This window comes from Neobacillus sp. D3-1R (genome assembly GCF_052180215.1).
In the GTDB taxonomy this organism is placed as follows: Bacteria; Bacillota; Bacilli; order Bacillales; family Cytobacillaceae; genus Pseudoneobacillus.
In genome coordinates this window covers 1,945,992-1,968,585 of record NZ_CP197471.1, presented here as the reverse complement: position 1 = coordinate 1,968,585, position 22,594 = coordinate 1,945,992, and the positions used below count along the sequence as shown (strand labels likewise).

At 32.9% G+C, this 22,594-nt stretch carries 25 protein-coding genes, 1 pseudogene and 1 other annotated feature; of the genes and pseudogenes, 7 read left to right on the top strand and 19 right to left on the bottom strand.

What is annotated here, in order from left to right; all coding sequences use genetic code 11:
• Nucleotides 1-269 precede the first annotated feature (269 nt).
• The 4 genes and pseudogenes from ACSBPO_RS10030 (at nt 270) to ACSBPO_RS10015 (ending at nt 5,447) form a co-directional block, all read left to right on the top strand.
• Nucleotides 270-1,361, top strand: a complete 1,092-nt coding sequence (locus tag ACSBPO_RS10030) for an endospore germination permease (RefSeq protein WP_442599908.1) — start codon at nt 270-272, stop codon at nt 1,359-1,361.
• Nucleotides 1,339-2,790 (top strand): annotated as a pseudogene (locus ACSBPO_RS10025) (spore germination protein). The gene ACSBPO_RS10030 and the pseudogene ACSBPO_RS10025 overlap by 23 nt, the downstream one beginning before the upstream one ends.
• Before the next feature lie 3 nt (nt 2,791-2,793).
• The gene (locus ACSBPO_RS10020) at nt 2,794-3,981 is read left to right on the top strand and encodes a Ger(x)C family spore germination protein (RefSeq protein ID WP_442599907.1); all 1,188 of its coding nucleotides are present in this window, start codon (nt 2,794-2,796) and stop codon (nt 3,979-3,981) included.
• A 212-nt stretch (nt 3,982-4,193) separates the two neighbouring features.
• Nucleotides 4,194-5,447 (top strand): ATP-binding protein, encoded by a 1,254-nt coding sequence (locus ACSBPO_RS10015; protein ID WP_442599906.1) that lies wholly within the window; start codon nt 4,194-4,196, stop codon nt 5,445-5,447.
• Nucleotides 5,448-5,557: 110 nt separating this feature from the next.
• On the opposite strand, the gene ACSBPO_RS10010 is transcribed toward ACSBPO_RS10015, so the two are convergent.
• The 9 genes from ACSBPO_RS10010 to ACSBPO_RS09970 all read right to left on the bottom strand — a co-directional run bounded on the left by ACSBPO_RS10010 (nt 5,558) and on the right by ACSBPO_RS09970 (nt 11,819).
• A complete protein-coding gene (locus ACSBPO_RS10010) occupies nt 5,558-5,902 on the bottom strand; it encodes a hypothetical protein (RefSeq protein WP_442599905.1) in 345 nt (114 codons plus the stop codon).
• Nucleotides 5,903-5,919: 17 nt separating this feature from the next.
• Entirely contained in the window at nt 5,920-6,279 is a 360-nt protein-coding gene (locus tag ACSBPO_RS10005) for a hypothetical protein (protein WP_442599904.1), read from the bottom strand.
• Nucleotides 6,280-6,542: 263 nt separating this feature from the next.
• Nucleotides 6,543-6,929 (bottom strand): Hsp20/alpha crystallin family protein, encoded by a 387-nt coding sequence (locus tag ACSBPO_RS10000; RefSeq protein WP_442599903.1) that lies wholly within the window; start codon nt 6,927-6,929, stop codon nt 6,543-6,545.
• A gap of 339 nt (nt 6,930-7,268) precedes the next feature.
• Nucleotides 7,269-7,514, bottom strand: coding sequence for a hypothetical protein (locus tag ACSBPO_RS09995; RefSeq protein ID WP_442599902.1), 246 nt, complete (start codon nt 7,512-7,514; stop codon nt 7,269-7,271).
• Between the two features lie 33 nt (nt 7,515-7,547).
• Nucleotides 7,548-8,024: a hypothetical protein gene (locus tag ACSBPO_RS09990; RefSeq protein ID WP_442599901.1), complete on the bottom strand. Its 477-nt coding sequence runs from the start codon at nt 8,022-8,024 to the stop codon at nt 7,548-7,550.
• A 224-nt stretch (nt 8,025-8,248) separates the two neighbouring features.
• Complete coding sequence (locus ACSBPO_RS09985; protein WP_442599900.1) at nt 8,249-8,869, bottom strand: alpha/beta hydrolase; 621 nt, start codon at nt 8,867-8,869, stop codon at nt 8,249-8,251.
• Nucleotides 8,870-8,922: 53 nt separating this feature from the next.
• Entirely contained in the window at nt 8,923-9,582 is a 660-nt protein-coding gene (locus ACSBPO_RS09980; protein ID WP_442600342.1) for an HAD family hydrolase, read from the bottom strand.
• Between the two features lie 478 nt (nt 9,583-10,060).
• A complete protein-coding gene (locus ACSBPO_RS09975) occupies nt 10,061-11,041 on the bottom strand; it encodes an NAD(P)-dependent alcohol dehydrogenase (RefSeq protein ID WP_442599899.1) in 981 nt (326 codons plus the stop codon).
• A 181-nt stretch (nt 11,042-11,222) separates the two neighbouring features.
• A complete protein-coding gene (locus ACSBPO_RS09970; RefSeq protein WP_442599898.1) occupies nt 11,223-11,819 on the bottom strand; it encodes a cyclodeaminase/cyclohydrolase family protein in 597 nt (198 codons plus the stop codon).
• A gap of 254 nt (nt 11,820-12,073) precedes the next feature.
• Nucleotides 12,074-12,310, top strand: a binding site (T-box leader).
• 53 nt (nt 12,311-12,363) lie between these two features.
• On the opposite strand from ACSBPO_RS09970, the gene asnS reads away from it, so the two are divergent.
• On the top strand, nt 12,364-13,755 hold the full coding sequence (asnS, locus tag ACSBPO_RS09965; RefSeq protein ID WP_442599897.1) for an asparagine--tRNA ligase: 1,392 nt from the start codon (nt 12,364-12,366) through the stop codon (nt 13,753-13,755).
• A gap of 133 nt (nt 13,756-13,888) precedes the next feature.
• On the opposite strand, the gene ACSBPO_RS09960 is transcribed toward asnS, so the two are convergent.
• From ACSBPO_RS09960 to ACSBPO_RS09930, 7 genes are all read right to left on the bottom strand, one after another.
• Nucleotides 13,889-14,236, bottom strand: coding sequence for a VOC family protein (locus tag ACSBPO_RS09960; protein ID WP_442600341.1), 348 nt, complete (start codon nt 14,234-14,236; stop codon nt 13,889-13,891).
• Nucleotides 14,237-14,466: 230 nt separating this feature from the next.
• Nucleotides 14,467-14,943 (bottom strand): DUF2975 domain-containing protein, encoded by a 477-nt coding sequence (locus tag ACSBPO_RS09955; RefSeq protein ID WP_442599896.1) that lies wholly within the window; start codon nt 14,941-14,943, stop codon nt 14,467-14,469.
• 385 nt (nt 14,944-15,328) lie between these two features.
• Entirely contained in the window at nt 15,329-15,598 is a 270-nt protein-coding gene (locus tag ACSBPO_RS09950; RefSeq protein ID WP_442599895.1) for a hypothetical protein, read from the bottom strand.
• Nucleotides 15,599-15,955: 357 nt separating this feature from the next.
• Nucleotides 15,956-16,348, bottom strand: a complete 393-nt coding sequence (locus ACSBPO_RS09945) for a VOC family protein (protein ID WP_442599894.1) — start codon at nt 16,346-16,348, stop codon at nt 15,956-15,958.
• A gap of 95 nt (nt 16,349-16,443) precedes the next feature.
• Nucleotides 16,444-17,025: a hypothetical protein gene (locus ACSBPO_RS09940; protein WP_442599893.1), complete on the bottom strand. Its 582-nt coding sequence runs from the start codon at nt 17,023-17,025 to the stop codon at nt 16,444-16,446.
• A gap of 391 nt (nt 17,026-17,416) precedes the next feature.
• Nucleotides 17,417-17,887 carry a DinB family protein gene (locus ACSBPO_RS09935; protein WP_442599892.1) on the bottom strand — a complete coding sequence of 157 codons (471 nt, stop codon included), beginning with the start codon at nt 17,885-17,887 and terminating at the stop codon, nt 17,417-17,419.
• A 46-nt stretch (nt 17,888-17,933) separates the two neighbouring features.
• Nucleotides 17,934-19,181 (bottom strand): ATP-binding protein, encoded by a 1,248-nt coding sequence (locus ACSBPO_RS09930; RefSeq protein WP_442599891.1) that lies wholly within the window; start codon nt 19,179-19,181, stop codon nt 17,934-17,936.
• 340 nt (nt 19,182-19,521) lie between these two features.
• Here ACSBPO_RS09930 and ACSBPO_RS09925 point away from each other — a divergent pair, with 340 nt between their 5' ends.
• Nucleotides 19,522-19,773 carry a spore germination protein gene (locus tag ACSBPO_RS09925; RefSeq protein ID WP_442599890.1) on the top strand — a complete coding sequence of 84 codons (252 nt, stop codon included), beginning with the start codon at nt 19,522-19,524 and terminating at the stop codon, nt 19,771-19,773.
• Between the two features lie 141 nt (nt 19,774-19,914).
• Here the strand turns inward: ACSBPO_RS09925 and ACSBPO_RS09920 are convergent, their stop codons facing one another.
• The 3 genes from ACSBPO_RS09920 to ACSBPO_RS09910 all read right to left on the bottom strand — a co-directional run bounded on the left by ACSBPO_RS09920 (nt 19,915) and on the right by ACSBPO_RS09910 (nt 21,923).
• Complete coding sequence (locus ACSBPO_RS09920) at nt 19,915-20,190, bottom strand: hypothetical protein (RefSeq protein WP_442599889.1); 276 nt, start codon at nt 20,188-20,190, stop codon at nt 19,915-19,917.
• Nucleotides 20,191-20,352: 162 nt separating this feature from the next.
• Nucleotides 20,353-21,075: a hypothetical protein gene (locus ACSBPO_RS09915; RefSeq protein WP_442599888.1), complete on the bottom strand. Its 723-nt coding sequence runs from the start codon at nt 21,073-21,075 to the stop codon at nt 20,353-20,355.
• Between the two features lie 440 nt (nt 21,076-21,515).
• Nucleotides 21,516-21,923 carry a carboxymuconolactone decarboxylase family protein gene (locus ACSBPO_RS09910; protein WP_442599887.1) on the bottom strand — a complete coding sequence of 136 codons (408 nt, stop codon included), beginning with the start codon at nt 21,921-21,923 and terminating at the stop codon, nt 21,516-21,518.
• Nucleotides 21,924-22,044: 121 nt separating this feature from the next.
• Here ACSBPO_RS09910 and ACSBPO_RS09905 point away from each other — a divergent pair, with 121 nt between their 5' ends.
• Nucleotides 22,045-22,482 carry an Lrp/AsnC family transcriptional regulator gene (locus ACSBPO_RS09905; RefSeq protein ID WP_442599886.1) on the top strand — a complete coding sequence of 146 codons (438 nt, stop codon included), beginning with the start codon at nt 22,045-22,047 and terminating at the stop codon, nt 22,480-22,482.
• Nucleotides 22,483-22,594 lie beyond the last annotated feature (112 nt).

Genomic DNA, 22,594 nt, shown 5'->3' with positions numbered 1-22,594 from the left:
AATATTTCATTTTGTTTAATAGAAAGTTTATTGAGGAATTTACCTGCAAAGATATACCATTATTTATTCATGAGAATAAACCACTATAGACAGTCTTATTTTTACACTAGATTATCTATAGTTAAAAACAGAAAAATAACAAGCACCCATTTTTTTGTGTACTTGTTACTTTCACTTTTTCTTTGGATGTATATTCGTATAATCCTTCATGATAAGTAAATAATGTAAATAAATATTATGTCCTTACTTTGGTTTAGGGGTTGAAGGTTTTGAACAAAACGAGGGCAAAAGAAGTTGTCTTTCTTTTTATTCTTTCGACTGGATTATTAAATCATGTCATTATTATTCCAGCCTTATTAGAAGCTGCAGGAAGAGATGCATGGATGAGTGTTGTTTGTGTTATTTTTCCTTACACACTTTACTTATTTCTCATTTTTTATATTTCCAAAAATATAAAAAATAAAAACCTATTGACATGGTTAAAAGATAAGTATGGGAATTTTACCCTATTATTATTTTATGTTCCAATAATCCTAATTTTATTTTCCAATACTTATATTACTCTTGTAGATACTTCCATTTGGGCCAAAACGTATTTTTTACCTGAAACACCGTTCTTAATTATTCTTTTACTATTCATTCTCTCTTGTTTTTGGTTATCCACTAGAACATTTAAGCAATTAACCCTTTTGGCAACCCTTGTACTACCAATTGTTGTATTTTTAGGATTTTTTATTATGAGTGTAAATTTCAAACATAAAAATTGGGAATATTTATTCCCATTATTTCTAAACGGTTATAAGCCCATGATAAAAGGAACCCTTTATTCCTTTTCTGGACTTATAGAGATATTTTTTGTCTTATTGGTGCAAAATCACTTAGAAAGTGCATATAAGATGAAACATATCGTTCTTCTTGGTTTGATATTAGTTGGATTAACTTTAGGACCACTATCTGCATCAATCATGGAGTTTGGACCAGTAGTTTCGTCTAATTTGGGATATCCAGCATATGAGGAATGGAAGTTATTACAGTTGGGAGATTTTATTTCTAGAATGGACTTCTTAGCTATGTTTCAGTGGTTAAGTGGTGCATTGTTTAGAATTAGCCTTTTTATGTATATGATTTCAAACTTTATCAACAAAAAGAATAGAGCGAAAGTCCTGTCTATTCTTTATTTATTTTTACTCTTTGTGGCATTAATCCCCATCAGTGGATACCAGCTACGTTGGATTCTTTACAATTATTTCTTGCCAATAAGCTTGGTTACTATTTTTTCCCTTTCAATTATTCTGTTTTTTTTAGTGCTTATCAAGAATAGAAAGGATCATTCACAAAATGCAGAAGAAATGGAACCATAAACAGATGGACAATCTTAATATAATCCAACATCTACAAAAGTCATTTATTCATTGTGAAGATATTGTATTTAAAAAAATACTGATCAATGAATTCCCCATTACCCTAATATATGCAGAACATTTAATTGATCCATCATTTATTGATAAATACATCTTGCCTAAGTTGGACAATCTTTCTCTAAATACAGAAAACTTTAATGAGTGTCTAATGAAAGAAATACAATTAGAAGACATAACAAGCTCTAAGGAAGAAGAAATTCAGTTAAAAATCTTAAATGGATATATTTTAATATACATTCGTGACGTGATATTTGCAGCCTCCGCAAATAGTATCCCAAAACGGACACCGGAAGAACCAGCTACTGAGCCATCCATTCGTGGACCAAGGGACGGGTTTATTGAAGATTTGGGCAGTAATATTGCGCTAATTCGAAAACGATTAAAATCAAATGAACTTAAAGTCGAAAAGTACATTTTAGGTAAAAGAAGTAATACCGCCATAGCAGTATTATAAGTGAACGATATTATTAATAAGGATTTACTCTCTACCATTCAAAGTAAACTGAAAAAAATTGAATTAGATATAGTAAGTAGTATTCAACAAATTGAAGCAGTGATTTCGGATCAACCTTACACACTAATCCCAACTTTCGATACTACTGGAAGACCAGATTTTGCAGTTGATTGTTTAAATCAAGGTAAGTTCTTATTATTAATGGATGGGCAACCGACAGCTTCTATTGCCCCAGTCCAAATTGCAAACTTATTTAAATCACCAGAAGATGCAAATTTGAATTTTGTATTTGTTTCATTTGAAAGATTACTTAGGTTTTTTTCTTTATTTATTTCTGTGCTATTACCCGGAACATGGGTTGCACTCACAACACATAATATTGAACAAATCCCCTATTTACTGGTTGCAACAGTTAGTTTAAATCGGTATGGAATACCTTTTTCAAGTCCATTTGAATTGTTATTAATGCTTTTATTATATGAATTATTCAATGAGGCTGGATTAAGATTACCCCGGGGAGCAGGACAAACTGTTTCTGTATTAGGTGGACTGATTATTGGGGACGCTGCTATTAGAGCTGGAATCACTTCACCTCCGATGCTCATCGTAGGTGCATTAACTTTTATTAGTGGATTTACTTTGGTAAATCAAACCCTTTCAACTAGTGTCACCTTATTTCGCTTTTTCATCTTTTTCCTTGGCGCTATGTTTGGGATTTTTGGAGTAGTATTAGGGTTTTTGCTTATCCTTTCCTATCTTGTTTCTTTAACATCAATCGGGGTTCCATTTTTGTCGATGACTTACCCATTTCGTTTATCAAATATCATGCGTTCCTTTTTAAAAGAACCATGGAAATCATACAAAACAAGAGGCAGTTTAGCTTCTCCAGAAGACAGAACTCGTCAGGAGGATTAACATATGATATTTAGGTCTACCATAATCATATTTATTTCCAGTCTTCTCCTGACTGGCTGTTATGGACAGAAGAATATCCAAGATTTGACTTATGTTACTGCTTTCGGAATTGATTATGATCATACAAAGGAAGAAATCATTGTTAAAGCCCTAGCCTTGGATTTCTCTAATGTAGCAAAACAAGAAGGCGCTAAATCCATTCCTCCACCACCAGAATGGATAGGTGAAGGAAGAGGAAAAACCGTAGAAGAAGCCATTTCTAAATTATATGAAGATAGCCAACCTGATTTGTTTCTTCAACATGTTAAAAGCATTATCCTTACTGAAAGTGCGATCACCCATAAATTTAAAGAAATTAATGAAAGTTTAGGGAGAAGTAATTTCTTTCGTTTTTCTGTTTATATGTTCGCTACCAACAGTTCATTAGATGACATTTTTAAAACCAAAGCCTTGTTTTTCTATCCACAAACATTCGCGGTATACATAAAACCATGGAAGGAGGAAGGCGAGTCCTATGTGCTATCAGCCAAAAGTTTTAGAGAATTTCTATCTGAATACTTCGAACCAGTAGGAGCAACTTACCTCCCCTCTTTAGAGGTTTCTAGCAAGTCATGGGAACAAGATAATAAAAAATATCCACTTGTTCAAATAAATGGTGCTTATTTTTTTGAAAATCAAAAATATCGAGGTCACCAACCATTACATGAAATCATGGGAATTAGATGGTTGGATGAGGAAAAAAAGAAAAATACATATATTCTTGAAGAACATACTCAGAAACGAACAGTTGTTAGAGTGACTACATCCAATCTTAACATTAATATCAAAGATCCAACCCAACCGTTATTTGAAATTCAGGTAAAGGGATCGGCAGAAATATTAGAAAATGTAAATAATCTTTCTGAAAAAGAAATTAAAAAGAAAATCGAGAAGTTAATTCATAAAGAGATAAAAAATACTTATTTAAAAGGAATTGAAATAAACTCAGATGTATTTAGACTTGGGACTTCCTGGTTCCGATTTTATAAAGAAGATTATTTAAATTTTTCCAAAGTAAATGCTGGAGGTTCTTATTTGAATAAGGACTCCCTAAAAAAAATAAAGGTAACCATTCATATTCGAACTTCAGATAATTATAAAAGTAAAACTCACTCTAATGTCTACGATACAAAATCCATATATGAAAAATAGTCCCATTTTTTTATTTCGGTTATTGAAAGATAAGAAACTTAGTGTTAATCTATAAATTATTCGATTGGAAAAAATTACTCATTGACAAATCTACTTGGTAATTTCATTCCTTTATTTCTCCAAGAACAACCTTGAACGGTTATGTTCTTGGTTTTTTACTGTTTATAGACGTTTTGTTTCAATTGTTTAAATAAGATAACTAGGAGAATACGATGATTAGTGGAGCAAGTAATTTAATTCTTAATTTATTAATTATCTTAAGTACATTAACTATTCACCAATTATGGATAGAAAGTAAACCAAATAATACCTTTATAAAAAAATATTCTGTATTTATAACTTCGGGTCTTGCAATCTTGTTATGCATGGTTTTTTCTGAGTATCAAGAAAAAAGGATCCATTTTGATTTAAGAAGAATTCCTCTTTGGTTTGGAACTCTATATGGGGGTCCTATAGTTGGTCTCCTTCTATCATTTGAAACGATATTTATCAGACAAGTTCAAGGGGGCAATGGGGTATTTGGTACCGTATTGACTACTTTTCTACTATATTTTTGTAGTGTATTCATTAGAGAATTCTACTTTAAGTTAGCTAAATTAAAAAAAGTCCTCCTAAGTGCAGGTATTAATTTTTTATTCTCTTTATTAGTTTTATGGATTATTTCAAAAATAGCCAATCAATCCATTGATAGCAATGTTTTAATCGAATATGTCACGATAAACTTACTTGGTATCATTTTAGTTAGTTTTTCAATTGAAGCCATTAGTAAAAATTACTTTATTCGCATGAAAATTTTCGAATCGGTACGTCTTGAAACAGTCAGTCACTTAGCAGCATCCGTTAACCATGAAATCAAAAATCCTTTAACTACTGTGAGAGGTGTGGTTCAATTTCTTAAGGATGATGACTCATTACCAATTGATACTAAACAAGATTTCTATCAATTGGTCTTAGATGAAACAGATAAAATTAATCGTGTTGTTTCAGATTACCTCACATTTGCAAGTCCTTATCCAGATTCATTACAAGAAATACATGTAAATAAATTGATTAATGAAGCCTTAAACATTATCCGTCCACTTGCTGATCAAGGTTCTATTATTATTAAAGATGAACTTCTCGATAATGGTTATGTGAAAGGAAACCATTCTAAATTTGTTCAAACTTTAGTGAATATACTCCAAAATAGTATTGATGCATTGCCAAACGGTGGGGAAATTGTGATTAATAGCTACTTAAAGAATAATGAATGCCTTATTCATATTAAAGATAATGGGATAGGAATGAGTAAGGAAATTATGGATAGATTAGGTGAACCTTTTTTTACTATGGATAGTAATGGTACTGGGCTAGGAATGATGGTTGTTTTTAAGGTCATTGAGCAAATGAATGGGCAAATTTATATTAATAGCCAAGAAGGAATTGGGACTGTAATAGTGCTATCTATTCCTAGTATTATGGAGTAAAGTTGTTTAAACTCCGATTTCACTTTGCCATTGTCTCTTTGAAATGTGGTTTGTGTACTTATTTAACATCCACTCTATTACTGTTTTCTCCGCCCTACTAATGAACAGAACTAATCATTCTCAAAACCATTAGTTTCGTTTTCAGAATGGTTCTGTTCTTTAATATCTAAATCATTGTTCATCATTAGATCTTGGGCGATTTGGCTTATATCACTAAAATCTGTTTCATTACCCAATTCATTACGAAACATATCATCGGAGTCGTTTTCTTCTAAAGAAGCTAATATATCATGTACATTTGTATGATCACCTGATATGTTGCCGAACCCTTGATTATGTTTCTTGAAATTGGTGAAACCGCTTGGAAGATTGTTTCCCAGATTTACACAAGATGCACCTTCAACTGTTCCAATTGAAATCGAACCTATAAAAAAAGATGGGGAAAATCTATTCAATATAAAACCTCCTCTCCCTAAAGAATTGAAAAAGGCATATGCTTCCCATTAACTTTCACTTGAATTTCTTCGATTTCATTTAATTCTTTTTCATTTAATATGGAATCGTCTTGGGAATTTTGCTCGCCTGTTTTAATTTTTGTTTGGACATTTGGCGATATAGTATTTCCCAGGTTTAACATTCCGCTTAAATCTTTTATATCTAGTTTTCCAAGATAAAAAGCTAGTTCTTCTAAGTTTAACTCTTTTAAATGAATCTCTTTAATGTCTATTTGGATATTTATAGGTGGTTTATTGTTTTCTTCCAAAGATTTCTCAAGAAAATTTACTTTTTTTATTAAATTTTCAATTCCCTCAATTAGTTCGTCAGCTTTCATCCAACTCAAATCCTTTTTAAAGATCCAAAATATCTAATGACTGGTTTTATTACTTTGAAAAATGCTATTGTTATTTTGCACTTTACTATTTTTCCCTTTAATGGAACCGAACCCCTCATTGATTATATTTGTGTTAACTCTTCCATTCTGCATATTAGTTCCAACAAATAATCCCGATGAGGAAAATATTTTATTTATTTTTAAGTGATCATATCTAATAAGAGTCATGACTTCCCTCCAAAATTACTTTTAGATTTTAGCCTTTAGTTTTGATTATTTTTTTCACAAGGAATTAGTATCAATAAAATACCGTTTTCATAAACAGTTTGTATTCGATTTAACAAACAATTATTAGGAACTAACACCTTTCTTTGAAAGGTTCCATAAAATCGTTCAAGAAGAAATATCTCTGATTTTTCTTTAAAATACCCATCTTCAATGTTACCTTCAATATACAAAATGTTTTTCTTTAATTTTACAGAGAGATTTTGCGGATTTATTCCAGCAATATCAGCTAAAATAAAGAAAGTGTCACCGTTACTAAATACATCCATTCTGGGACAAACGAAAGGAGATATTTCAGATAAAAGACTTGAGAAACTGTTCCCTAACATTTTTTTAACATTAGAATGGAATTTCTGTTTACCCAATATGTATCTCCCCCTTTTGGCAGACTCTACTTGGTATATTCATAAACTTATGTAAATCCCTAATTTTTCATCCTACCAATATATATATATATGTTGAAATAAAGACATCATGCAATAATTAAGATATAAGAGGAAATAGTTAATAATGTGACTATCATTCAAGCTTTTATATACAAAAACAGGTATCATTAACCAATGATGATTAATTTGATACCTGTTTTAATAGTAAAATATAAATTTAGAAATGAAGTGTTAGAGTTTATTACCAATTTCAAGTCAAATAGCATGAATTAATGGATTAACTTAAAACGGGTAAATTGTAGTTTTTGTTAATAAAGGTTATAAGGCTTGATTCTGTGCGCTTGGGGAAACATTTGCATTGTTCATCTGACCATCAATTGCATCTGTGTCTAAAATGAAAGCTCCATTCCCAGTAGTTAAAAAGATTCCCATTTGTGCGCCTATTCCGTTATTTATTTTCCTGTGTGCAGCCCAACCCGGCATTTGGTTTTCTCCTACGGAAATTGTTGAGTTTGTATTTTGAGAATTTACATTTATAGCACCAACTACAATACCTAGTGCCAAATAAATCCCTCCTCTTTAAGGTTAGAGGTAAATTTAAGATCCACTGTAATTATTGATTTGGGCATCTATTACATCTGAATCATAAACATGGTTAGTGTTTTGGGAATTTTGAAATGCACCTACCGATCTTCCTTGACCTGAATTTCGTTTACTGTGTGAACTCCATCCATTTAATACATTCTCACCAACCGATAAAGCAGAACTTGCATCCAAAACATTAATATTAACTTCACCTATACCTACATCATTTTTTATAACATTTGGCCACTGGTCCATGAAACAAACTGAATTATTATTAATCGGTGTATCAACTAAATCATTATCTATTACAAAACTTTGATTATAACAAATTAGAGAATTACTAACTGTGCCAAAACCATGATTACTCTTTCTGTGTGAGGACCAATTATTTGCATAATTGGTACCGATAAAAATTCCAGAAGCTGTATCAATGTTATTTACACAAATTTGATTAACAGTTACACGATGTTTTACTGTTTTTTTTGTCATATTTTTCAGTCCTTATGGAATAGACCCATTTCACTTCTTAATACCTTAAGTTATTCTCCTATATAAAAAATGTTCCTATATTATAAAATTACCCGTTCAATAACTTGAACCAATTTAAAACCATAAATTCGTTTAAGAAAATGTGGCAGGTGATGTCAATCTTCTGTTTCTAGACTTCATCTAGTCACAAGAGAATAAGTATTTTCATAATCGAAGCATTAATTCTAAAACTCATCAATATCAGAAATGACTCTTTTTAATAACTCAATAGATTTTATTGGATCTCTATCAAGCTCTAAATTGTGATTTCCACCCTCAACCACTTTTAATATCAGATTTTGATTACTTTTTAATTTTTCAAAGCGTTCCACAACAAAACAAGTACTGTCTTTTTCTCCAAAAATACAAAGTCCTTTATGATTACTGTTAACCATTGTATGAAATACGTCATCATTTTGTAGAACGGGAGTTAACCATACTACTTTTGCCTCTTTCAACATGGTATGATCGAGCAGATAACTCAATGCTTTTGTTCCGATTGATTTAGCCACTACATAAAAATGACTGTATTTCTTGTCCTTAATGGCGTTGGCGATGGCAAGTTGTACATCTCTTGCGAAATTCCTTTCATTTAGAGCAGACATTTCTTCCTTAGTAAATGTATAGTTAATATGTAATATATCAAAACCTTTATTGTAAAATAACCCTGTTGTAAAGTGTAACAATGGAGCTTGTGTGGTATATCCTGCACCAGGTAAGACAATAACTATACTATTTGTCTCTTCTTTTTGTTCAATCATTCTAAATGGAATACTTTTCAAACCTATCATTTCATTATTAGACATTTTTTTCTCATTCCCCCAAATTTATAATTGATTTCTACTCTTCCCTTTAAAATTTAGTATGTAAAATAACCTAGTAATCTATCAAAAGAATGGATTTCGGCATAAGGTTTTATTTCGGTGTCATTCTTGATCATATGAGGATTGAACCATATCCCCTTTATATTTGCATTTTGACAACCAGCAATATCCTTTTCTAAGTCATCCCCTACGAATAATGCGTCTTCCGCTTGCACATTGAGCACATTTAATGCTAATTCAAATATGCGTTTGTCAGGTTTACTACATCCCACTTCTTCAGAAATAATGATTGATTCAAAACAACTATTTAAATTAGTGTTCATTATTTTAGCTTTTTGTCTTTGAGTTGAGCCATTTGTTATGATCGCAACTTTAACATGCCTCTTAATGGTTTGTAAGATAGTTATTATATTATAGTCTATAGAAAAACACTGAGGAAAATGATGATTCCAAAAATCTTGAATGTCATGGCGGGGCAATCGATATTTTGGGGGAAATTCATCAAAAAATGATTCCAAAACGTTTGTTTTATCACTATAACCATAGTCTCTTCTATCATATTCTTTGAACTTTTGCAGCATTTCGTTTCTAGCTGAATGTTTAACATCCTCATAACACTTTTCTAAAATCTTTAAAAATATTATATTTACTGCCATATCCCTATTAAGTAGGGTATCATCTAAATCAAATAACATTGCTTTATAACCACTCAATTCCCTTCACAGCCTTCTCACTTTATATAAATAATCCCTAAAGTTTATCTCTTGGACCACTTATTGAATAAGCGATTTCTTCATTTTTAAAATATCAGTGTTCATCTTTAACCAATATTACCGTCATATGAATTAGAATAAAGATTTAGTTTTGAAGCAAACTATACCTACCAATATTAGGGAGGTATTACTTTTGAGTAATAACAATTTTGTAGTTCTACTATTTTTCTCCATTTTAAGTCTTGTGGCTACGACCATTTTCAGCAGTGTTTTAATATCACAGAATAAAAACATGAAATCTAGAATCGAAAATAGCAAAGCCTCTAAATGATTAACTATTCTACGTTTACACGATAAGGGGCTTCCATACGATAAGGCCCCTTTTGTAAAAGTACAAAAGTATACAAGTTCACTTTGCTTGGACAGGTACCGCACTTAATAAACTCTCCAAAATCATGGTTTAAGTCTGATCCTTTTCCACGCAGACAACTACCTTTCCTTTCGCGTGTCCTTCCCCTAGATAACGAATAGCTTCTGCAACCTGATTTAACGAGTTTCTTCTATCTATAATAGGTACAAGTTTGCCAGCAACAAAAAGTTCTTTTAAAAAATTTTGGTCATGTTTGTTTGGTTTATGTACAAGAATAGCCATCTTCTTGCTTTCTTTCTTATCAATCATGGGTCCCAACAACAATAGTTGCAAGATTAGAGATAGGGAGCCTCCTATCATCACATATGTTCCTTTAGGATTAAGTACCCGCTTGTAGTCGAAGATAGACCGATTTCCAACAACATCGAGAATCAAATCATAAAATTGGCCTCTTTGAGTGAAGTCTTCCTTAGTGTAATCAATTACATGGTCTGCACCGATGGACATAAGGATATCTAATTTTTTCTCACTGTCCACACAAGTTACTTCAGCCCCATATAATTTGGCCATTTGCAAGGCGAAGGTCCCAACACCCCCACCAGCACCATTGATTAAGACCCTTTTACCTTCTTGAATCTGTCCTTTATCACGAAGTCCTTGCAGAGCTAGAACTCCCGCTTGTGGGATCGCGGCAGCCTCTTCAAATGTCATACTGGCTGGCTTCAACGTCAATGCCTCTGCATGAACCGTTACATATTCCGCAAACCCACCCCAACCACACCAGGATATGTCACCAAATACCTCATCCCCTACGGAGATATCATTTACTTCGCAACCAATTGCTTCAACCCTTCCAGCTATATCCGCACCGAGGATTTTATATTTTGGTTTTAGAAGACCCCCAAGACGAGCCAGAAAAGGTTTACCTCTAAGGAGGTCCCAGTCCCAGGAATTCACAGAAACAGCATGAATCTTTACCAATACCTCATTTTGTTTAGGAGTAGGTATTTCTATATCTTTTAACTTAAGAACGTTAGTCGTTCCGTATTTATCGTATACCATTGCTTTCATAATGAATTCTCCTCACCTTTGCGTTTTGGTAAAATTTCATTCTGTTCCGACTAACTTTATCATTGGCATCTAATATATATGAGGAATATGGTTTATTTCTTCCTAAATTTGTAATTTCCTTCTTTCATTACTTTTTCAAGACATTACCAAATTAATAGGGACCGCTTTGCGATCTCACTAATTATCTATTAATCATGCTTTCAATTCGTTGTTTCATTTCAGTACTATTTCGAAAGCTTTCACGAACAATAGCCCATGCATTCTCTTTATAGAATTCATCTTGTATCAATGAGAGATTGACTTTTACCCCATATTTCGCCGAAGCAGCTGCAGACTCTGCCATGTTGGCACTTCCAGCTAGTTCCCCTAACACTCTTTTGTTTGATAGATGAATGAATTGTTCGACTCCAGTTAAAATGATTTCACTATTTTTCACAACAGAAACTAATGTATCCGTTGCCTTCTTCATTGCCTCTTCATACTCATCCGGAAAATCCGCCTTTGACTTTGATGTCTTTACTACCTCTGAGAGTGTTTTCATGTCTTCTGTTGCAAGGGCCAGGCACTGATTACGAACATCTTCTATTTGTTTTAAGGATATCGGTATATTTTCGCCACCCTTTCTTAAGGTCACTTTACAGGACATTTCTAGCAATGCTGCTGCCATCGCCGCAACGGTTGCTGCAGCACTGCCACTTGCCGGTCCCGGAAAATCAGGGGCTGCTAATTTTTCCATATATTCTTGGACTGTTAAACATTCAATCTGATCCAGACCCATCTCCACCTTCTTCTGATCTTGTCAATCGGATAAAACCAAACCATTTTTACATATTGATATATATTCGCTACTATTAACATCACACCTGCATATATGCACCTTTCATTCATTCGCACAAAGTCCAAATTAAACAATTTTTTAAAAAACCTGCACAATTTGAAATTAAGGTGAATTATTATAGGGGCAACTAGACAAAGGATTATGTTATATGATAAATTATTACAATAAAAATACCTTTTAAAAATCTACATATTTTTAAATCGTTGATGAGGAAAGTAGTTTTTGCTATATTCAATAGCGAGCCGGGGATGGTGGAAGCCTGGTGATGATGCATGAATGAAGAACACCTTTGAGTTCTAACCGAAAGAGATTTCTTAAGTAGGCTTAGACGTTACCAGCACGTTATCGACTGGGGTAAGCAAGTAGCTTTAAAGTTGGTCATAGGATGACAATTTGGGTGGTACCGCGGAAGTTAGTCTTTCGTCCCTTTTTCTGGGATAGAAGGCTTTTTTTATTGTGAAAAATTACCATAAGGAGGCTTATTATGATTAAGACTGTAGTAAAAGATTTATTCAGAAATCAAGAAAATTTTAAAGACCAAACGGTTCAAATTTCAGGTTGGATCCGTACTCTTCGCGATTCCAAAACCATTGGATTTATGGAGTTAAACGACGGAACATTCTTTAAGAGTGTACAAGTCGTTTTTGAGGATACCCTTGAAAACTTCAAAGAAATTGCGAAGTTACCTATTAGCTCTTCTGTTTTAGTAGAAGGAGAATTTGTTCCAACGCCTGAAATGAAACAGCCTTTTGAAATTAAAGCGACAAAAATTGTGATTGAAGGATTATCAGATACAGATTATCCTTTACAAAAAAAGAGACATTCTCTTGAATATTTAAGAACCATCGCTCATTTACGTCCAAGAGCCAATACTTTCTCAGCTGTTTTCAGAATTAGATCTCTTGCATCTTATGCGATTCATAAATTCTTTCAAGAAAAAGGATTCGTCAATGTACATACACCGATTATTACTGGAAGCGATACAGAAGGTGCCGGGGAAATGTTCCGTGTGACATCCATGAATTTGAACCAGCTTCCAAAAACGGAAGACGGAAAAGTGGATGACAATGCAGATTTCTTCGGTAAAGAATCCAACTTAACCGTTAGCGGTCAATTAAACGCTGAAACCTTTGCTCTTGCATTCCGTAACGTGTATACCTTTGGTCCAACGTTTAGAGCAGAAAATTCAAATACAGCACGACATGCCGCAGAATTCTGGATGATCGAGCCGGAAGTTGCTTTTGCCGAATTACCGGATATCATGGACCTCGGAGAAGACATGGTGAAGTATGTCATTCAGTACGTTTTTGAACAAGCACCTGAAGAAATGGAATTCTTTAATAGCTTTGTTGATAAAACACTTATTGAAAGATTGAAGAATGCATTAGAATCCGATTTCGGAAGAGTGACTTATACCGAAGCTGTTGAATTATTAAAGAACTCCGGTAAGGAATTTGACTACCCTGTTGAATGGGGTACGGATTTACAAACGGAACATGAACGTTATCTTAGCGAGGAAGTTTACAAGCGTCCTGTCTTCGTAACAGACTATCCCAAAGAAATTAAGGCATTTTATATGAGAGCAAATGAGGACGGCAAGACAGTTGCTGCGACTGACCTATTGGTTCCCGGTATTGGCGAGTTAATCGGGGGAAGCCAACGTGAGGAAAGAGAAGAAGTCCTTGCAAATAGAATTAAAGAACTTGGTATGGCAGTAGAAGATTACTGGTGGTATCTCGAGCTTAGAAAATACGGTGGTACAAAACATTCAGGCTATGGAATTGGCTTTGAACGACTTATCATGTACTTAACAGGAATGAAGAACATCCGCGATGTCATCCCATTCCCTCGTACACCAGGAAATGCAGATTTTTAAAATAAAAAATAGGATGCTTCGGCATCCTATTTTTATTTTGATATAATTGTTCTGTAAGTGGAAAAGGAGTCGTAAATCTCAATTCCTCTTTTCGCTTATGTTTACTAAATAAAATACGAATCTTTACAACTTGTTATTTCTCCCATAGCTCAACTAGTCTACCTTCAGGATCTTTAATCCAAATAAACTCACCAAATTCACTAACCTCTTTTTCCTTTTCAAGGGGAACACCCATTTTTTCAAGATAATTGATACAGTCATCTAAATTTTCAACTTGAAAGTTTAACATCACTTGCTGCTCTGATGGGAAATACTGGTCATCTTCTGTAAAGAAAGAAAAAATCGTTTCATTGTCTGATTGCGGTGTAATAATGGCTCCATTCCAATTTTCAAAATTGATCTTCAGCACTTCACCATACCATTTTTTTACAGCATCTAGATTTTTAGTTCTCCAAAAAATTCCCCCGAATCCTTTTATCATCATACACTCGCTCCCTTTTTTATTTTAGAGTAAATTAAAATTCAAGAAATAAATAACTACCTGCCCCTTTACTTCAACAAAAAAAGCTAATCTCCTTCTTTAAGATTAGCCTTACGTACTTGATTAATTACAGCTACCGTAACTTCAAAAGCTATCCCCTTCTAGAAGAGCACCATCGTTAGAATAAGTTAACTTATTCTCAAAATTTCCCAACATTACATTAATAATAATCAGATTGTTAATTCGTTGTCTGATTTTAATTCAATCGCATTTCTTAACAATTGCTGAAGTACAGCCGAGAAGAACGCAATAACAAGACTTGCAAAAATGACTGCTATACCAATAATGGCTATCCCAGGAAGCAAAGTGTTCAAGACAGCCATTAGCAACATTCCAATGACATAAATGATGGTAATGATCATGGCACAAATCATAATACGTCTTAACGGTATTACGGCTGCTTCTGAAAAGGCTTTTTTTAACTTTATAACATTTAGGAGATTGTATGACTGATACAAAGCGAAGAAAAATGGTATCACTGAAAAGTATAGTCCAGTTAGAACAGGATATTTTAAAAATGCAAACTCTGGATACATATGAGCTGTATAACTCGCAAGTGATGGTAATGCAAAGATACACAAGCTTAAAGTTACAAAACCAATAATAGACAAAGCCGATTTTAAAAAGGTTATTGTTCCACGTTCCATAAAGCACCCCACCCATTAAATTTATAACCATAATAATATAACATTTATCGATAATCAATATATTATTATTATATTTTATACTAAATTTATTGTTTAAGGACTTATACAATTCGAGAAATCCCACAAAAAAATCAAAAGCAAATTTATTCTTCTTTATCAAAAAAAGGAACGACCTTCTTATCCTTCTTCAACAAATCAAGAATTAAAAACAAATTCCTTTTTCAACCAATCTTCCACTTTACTTCAACAAAAAAGCTAATCTCCTTTTTCGAGATTAGCCTTACGTCCTTAATTAACCCTAAATTAATCCCAATCAACCTAGATAAAAGCTATTAAGCTATCTTAGTTCTCAAACATAAGCTTATCGTCAGTTATTTAAGAAACATCACTTATAAATCGCTAAAATAGATAGATATATACATAGAGCTGAAATAAATAATAAGATGATAGAAGTTTTACGATTACTCTTTAATTTAATTCCATATGCACCAAAAAAGATAGCAGCAGCTAATTTGGAGAAGCTTTGATAATAAGGATTATAAGAAAAATATGAACTGCTAAATATGATTGAAATAAGTAAAGTGGTTGAGATTAGTATCTTATACCATAAAGGCTCTTTTAAGAATTGTTTCAACATAAATCGAATCCGTTGCATACATAACTCTCCTTTTAAGGACTTTTGTAATAGCATATGGTAATTACTTCCAAAGTATCACATGCTTTAAAGTATTGGTATATTTAAAGTTAAAGGACACAGGTTCCGTTAAATTACGAAAAAAGGTTGTTTTTAGAGATTTATCGGACTATGGTTCCGTTATTGCCTCTAAAATAAGCTTTTTTTATAGAAATATAGTGAATAACGGAATGTGTGTCCTATAAACTAGGATAAACCATGTTTTTTACCCTAATAGCGGAATCTGTGTCCTATAAATAACTAAAATATCAACACGGAGAATATTTTATGAGAAATGGAAGAAATCATTTAACAATGAGCGTAAATCTGTTTTAACTGCTACTGCTCCTTTCTCTTACAAACAATTTGAATCGGATTACCATCGGGGTCTTGCACCCAAGCCGATCTTAATTTATTATCTAAAAAATCATGAGGTTCCGATACCAAAGTTGCTCCATTTTCTACTAAATATTGAATCGCTAAATCCGTATCATCTGTCCATAATACTATTTCACATCCGGCATTTTTTCCAGGGGTTACTCCATGAACTTCTTTTAAAGAATCTTTCGTGGCAATCCCTAAATTAAAACCATCCAGTAATAATTCATGATGAACTTCCTTACCCTCAATTTCAGCAGTAAAACTTAATTTGAATCCTAGCTTTTCATAAAATTGTTTGGATACTTCCAAATTTTCTACATAAAGGTTAATTTGAGGTGTCCTAAACTCCATCTGTTTTTTCCTCCTATAGACATAATTTTTTTCATATATTTTAAAAATACAAAAATGATATTCTCTAGAAACGCACCTTAAGTAAAAATACTTTTTTAATTCCTTTTATTTTTTTTACGAAACCAAATAATGGTTCCTACAAGTCCAATTATCCCACCCACTAAGACCCAAATGTATGGGCTAATGCCCGAGCGATTAAATTCATTTTCTAGATTTACATCTTGCGTAGGTGGCATTCCTTCACCCAATAGTAATAGATCTTTATTTGCATCATGATATTCATTAGTTAAATCACAAATGCCCGTAGAAAGATAATCCGTATCACCATATATGGAAGAATCATTCGCAAAAATCAAATATTCCTCACCTTGAGTAAATTTAACACCACAGTCACCTCCACCTTGCCCAGTGACAATAATCATTTGAGATTCAGAGACACCTTTCCAGGTCGTCTTCACCTCAAATAATACCTTCTTAACTATATATCCATCATTGACTTTTTGATCTTTAATCTCCATTACTTTTCCATAAAAAACAGCTTTTGAACGCTCAAACTCTTCTTTAACCCCCAGAGGTTTTGCACAGCTACAAGCAAAACTATTAGAAGGATTTATTGTCATAATTGAAATGAGGAAAATAAAGGTTATGACCAGTACTTTAGTTATTTTATTAAACAAATACCTTCCCTCCAACTCTATTCTTTCCATAGTCATATTCCACTTCCAGGAAAGAAATTCCTCTATTAACGAAAATAGACCGTCAGCTGACGGTCTACCATAAAGTCATTCATTTGATTAATGTATGGTTCCACAGTGCGGACAGGTTACGGATAAGGAACTATTGATTACTTTTTTCATAGGAGTGTAGTGTTTCCCACATACATGACATATCATTGGTTTACTGTCGTACAATAGGTCAAATGCTTTCCTTGAGAAATAAAAATAGATTGCTATAGGAATAATACAGATCAATAATATTACCCAAACAGGCATAAGCATTAATAAATTTCTCCTTTCAACAATCATTATTTTTTAGTATCCTGGAACAACCTTCACATCCTATTTTCTTCTATTCAAACATTAATATTTTCGGATCTTTTTGATAACAGTGAGTAAGGATGGCATGTAGTTGCCCTCTATGATGATAAACATGAGCCAAAATTTCTAATAACCATTCATATCTAGTGTAAGTGACACCCCAAAAAGAAGTAATTTCTTCTTGTAGTTCTACCTCTGTATAGTTCAGATAGGTTCCTTCAAGTATCCCAAAATTGACCAATAAGCCAGTTTTGATTTCGTGCAAATTTTTATATGTAGAAGATGAGTAAAAATCATTCATCTCATCGATTGTGGCTCCTTGAGCTATCAGGAAATCCGCTTTGCAAATTAAAGCAATATGTTCTAATAACTCGCCAATTGAATGTTTATCCGGTGTTGGTCTTTTTTGTAAATCCGACTCTTCCAACTGGTCCATGATTTCACTCGTTTTTGTTAATGCTATGTTAATTTGATTTAGAGCACTCTTGCAATATAAGTTCATTTTGTTTCTCCTATTAAACTATCAGAGTATAAAAAGTTCTCTGTTTTCAAGAGAATAAATTGCATGGGAACTTAATGGTAAACTTGGTCCCTTTGCCTTCTTCACTCTCTACATCAACGCTGCCTTTCATCGAGTGAATAATTTGATAGGATACAGTAAGTCCTACTCCAGTACCTTTTTCTTTCATTGAATAAAAAGGGGTTCCCAAATTTTTTAACTGTTTTTTGTTCATCCCTTTTCCGTTGTCTTGAATTTCAATCACAATCGTTTGCTCTTTTTGGAAGGCATTAACCATAAGTAGGCCACCTTTTTCCATTGCCTCGATGCCATTTTTCATAATGTTCACTAATACCTGTTTCATTTCATCCTTTAATCCTTTGAGGAACAAAGATTCCTGAATAGAGGACTCCACTTTTACATTTTTAATATTCGTGTAGGAGGTCATTAATTCGATCGTGTTATGTAGTTCTTCCGTTAAGTTTATTAAAGTCGGGCTCTTACTATTTGGTTTTGCTAGTGCCAGATAATCATTAATAATAGATTGAGCATGTTCTAACTCTTTTAATGAGATATCTATATACTTCTTGCCAGTCTTATCCAAGGTCGGATTACCTTGCAGTAATTGTAGAAATCCAAATACTGACGTCATTGGATTTCTGACTTCGTGCGCCACAGAAGCTGCAAGCTGGCTAATAACATTTAGCTTATCCGCCCTTTGCAGTTGGCTTTGTATTTTGGTTTGCTGTTCTAAATTTTCAATGACAAAGAAAACCGTAATTAACGTTAACCATGTTAAAAGCGAGAACGTTAACATAAAAGGAAGTTGATCATATTGTCCGGTTTTCATTAAGGTAAGACCTCTAGTTAAAGCAATAAACCAGTACAAAAGGCTGATGGTAATCATCTTGTTTCGAATTTGAAAATTTTTGAACTTACGATAAATGAACGAGATTATTAATGTTAGGATGAAATAATTAATTAACGTAATGTAAAAACCATTTCCACCAACAATAAATCGATAAATTAACATTAGTAATAATGTGATGGATCCTTGAAAAAATCCCCCATATAAAAACGCGATTAATATTGGAATCACTCTAAAATCATATAAGTATCCATTTTGATATTCCACAGGATAAGACATTGTACAAAACAACATGATGATAATAATAAAGCCAAACTTTAAATCTCTCTTTTGTTTATCCTGTTGTTTTCCGTATATGTATAAATGATGAAAAAAGATAGGAAAAAGTACAATTAAAACATGGTACAAAAACTGACCAAAATAAAACATTCAACTTCCACCGCCGCTTAAATAACATAGTAATCTTATAATTCTCCTAAAAGGATAAAATCCCCTTCTCAAATAGTAAATATTACCTAAAAAGTTGTATTCGTAATGAACTGGTGACAATGTTTTTCTTTGGAATTGGTAGGTTAAAAGATTTAAGCGGACATACATTCCTTTAAATGTGGCAATAATCTTGATTTCGCTTTTATAACGATACAGGTTCCTTTATAAATCAAAGATTGTAAAAACGATATAAAATGGCACAAATGCCTATTACCAATAGATTAAATATTTCATACCTTGTACTAAGTTATCTAAAAAAACATAAATAAGGAGATTTGTCATGTGCCAAAATATAAACATTAACCATATAAACGTAAAATGTTTGGGTCAAAATTCAAATATCAATATTGGTAAAACGCTTCAAAATAGCCATACCTCCAACTTTAAAACAAATGGGACTAATTTTACAATGGGCGACGGTTCTTCTACTGCATCCCATATAAACGCATGTTTCATCGATCCAGATAAAAGTGATCAAGGGCAAAGTGAAAGTCCGGGTAATGAAAATAACCAAAATGAGGCTGCTTCATAGAAGGTTTATCCCCATTAGTTGTCGTTTTTTTTATAGGTGTAGGCACTAGTTTCTTTACAATATCTAAGGATAAACCTTTGAAAGCCTTGTTTTTACTTTTATTACATACCCTTTTTAAAAAGGTTAAATTCCATCATTATTTCATTTCCGATTTCTATATGAAATAATAGTTGTTTTCAATGAAGCGTATGACCCTATAGCCGCATAACCATAAAACCACCCCATAAATAATCCTGTTATCAGGTGGTGTCGATGACTGATAAAAACCGAAATGATTAATCCAATCACAAGAGCGACCGTTGGTACAAAAACTCGTGGTATTTTCAAGAAAATCTTTAACAGCTGTGTTAAAACCAAAACAACCGGGACTGCAACTACAGCATCCCAAAAATTCGTATGAATCGTTGGAAAATCCATATTTAGAACACACCTTTTTTTATATTTCAGTATGCCCTTTATTTAATAGAAAAATTAAAATGTATCAAATTAATTTTCTCTTAGTTCTATCTTGTAGGAGATGTTCCCTTTTCGAGATTTTTATGGCTGAATAGCTTCTAAAGTTAGATTAAATATTTACATCTACTTTCCTACTTTTAAAGCTGTTTCACTAATAATGAAGCTAAGCTGTAACCGGATTAACCATTTTTCAGATTCACTCATCACTCTCAAGATTCCATTCGTTTCATCGTGATACTCCAATCCTTCAACTGAGGTGTAATCAATATTTAATTTAGCCATTCTATGTATAATCATTGCCCATTCAGCATCTGTCATCTTTTCCTTTGAATACTTGTTAATAAACTGAGCACTTTTCCTTGAAAAAGCACATGAACCAGCTGTTATATCAACATTTTTCCCCAATTCCAAAGAACAGATCAAATTGGTTATCTTTTCTGTTTCAATCCATTCCACCGGATGAGTGTTCATTGCACGCTTCGTACGCCCAAAAATAATATAGTCGTGATTTTGAATCTTTGAAACTGTCGTTTTTAATTCAAACAGATGGTTTTTCCCCCACGTTAACAGTCTGTCAAAGTCACAATAATGATAATACTCACTTTTACCTGATAGCCCAAACTTTACTACTTCTCTTCGTGCTTGAGCTGCACCTTGTTTAGGGATCAATTTCACTTTAAATCCACTTGCCTCCATTTCCTTTATTAACTCTATTGATGACTCATCGCTAATTGTTATATAAAGTTCCCCGTAAATATCCTTGATTTCCTTTTTTAATTCATTAAAAAGATTCATATTTTTACCCATTGGATCATGTGTTACAGTTAAAAGTGCAGCTTGTGACAAAATATCCACCTCAAAAAAATAAAATTTGTTTCTTTAAATATAAGCTCTGTTATTATTCATTGTTGATTTTCGTGTAGGTATGAGAATTAATAGCCGGAGAAACTCCTGCTAATGTATATAGAGGAAGCTAAATGAGCAGATATAAGCGGAGAAATTCCGATTAACGGCTCTAAATATTACGGAAACTCAAAGGTCTAGATATGATAACCGGAAAAACTCCCCTTATTTTTAAGGAAATATTGGTATTTCCCAAAATAAACGGAATTTTTCCGTTTATTTTTTCAAACACATTTAAATCAACATTCAGTGATAAAACAGCCTAAATATAAATTCTTTAAAAAATTCTATTTACCTTTTAAATAGGATAAAGTTACTAATGCTTACATAAAGAAAAGGAGTTGCCTTATCCGCAACTCCTTTTCTATTCGTATTTCATTACATTAAGCTTCTAGTCTCATAAGTGCTCCAAAGTATTGGGAAGCAGTGGTAAAAGTAATAAAGGCTATAAGTTCGCTTATCTCTGCCTCGCTTAAGCTTCCTTGCAAAACATGAAATAAGCTATCAGAAATATCATGTCCTTGCTTTAAAAATACCTCAGCAAAACCAACTGCAACGGAAGTTTTTTCATCAAACTTCTCAGGTTCAGGTGTACCTTTCGCTTTACAGTACTCACAACCATTACTTTGGGCCAATGTTCTCCTAACTTGTTCCTTTAGCTCATAAGTTAGCAAACCGCCCTTTTCAAATACGTTTCCTAAATTCGTCCACCCTTGCATCACTTCTGGGTTATGTCCCAAAAGACGTTGAAATGGTGTGTCTCCAAAACTAGACTCCTTGATTCTTGCCATATCATCTCCTCCTTTGTTAATTTAATTATAGAAAACAAGATTTCTAAATTACATTAAATCTGTTATTAAAAACCTTAGTTATCTTTCGTATTTTAACGATTAAAGGAGAATTTTATTAAAAATGAAAATAGATGATATCGACCGAAAAATATTAGATGAATTACATCACAACAGTCGCTTATCAATGAGTGAACTTGGAAGAAGAATTAATTTGTCGTCCCCTTCTGTCACTGAACGGGTAAGACAAATGGAATCATTCGGCATTATCAAAAGCTATACAGTAGAACTAGATTACGAAAAATTAGGATTACCTATCCAATGTATGGTAGAAGCAACCGTCAAAAATGGAGATTATAAGTCTTTTAAAAACTTTATTCAGAAACTCCCAAATGTACAATTCTGTTATCGAATTGCTGGAAATGCGTGTTATATGCTTAAGCTACACTTCGAAACCTTCTCACAAGCTGAGAAATTCATTGAAGACGTAAACCCTTACGCCCAAACAGTTACTCATTTTATTTTTTCACAAGTTCCTACATCCCCACGGATGAACTCTTAAACCTCTAAAGGTCAGGTTAACTAGTAACCTGACCTTGCTGAAATTTTTTAGTTTAACATTCTCATTCTTTCTGAAGTTGATAAATCTGAATTTCGGTTGATAAAAGTTCCAA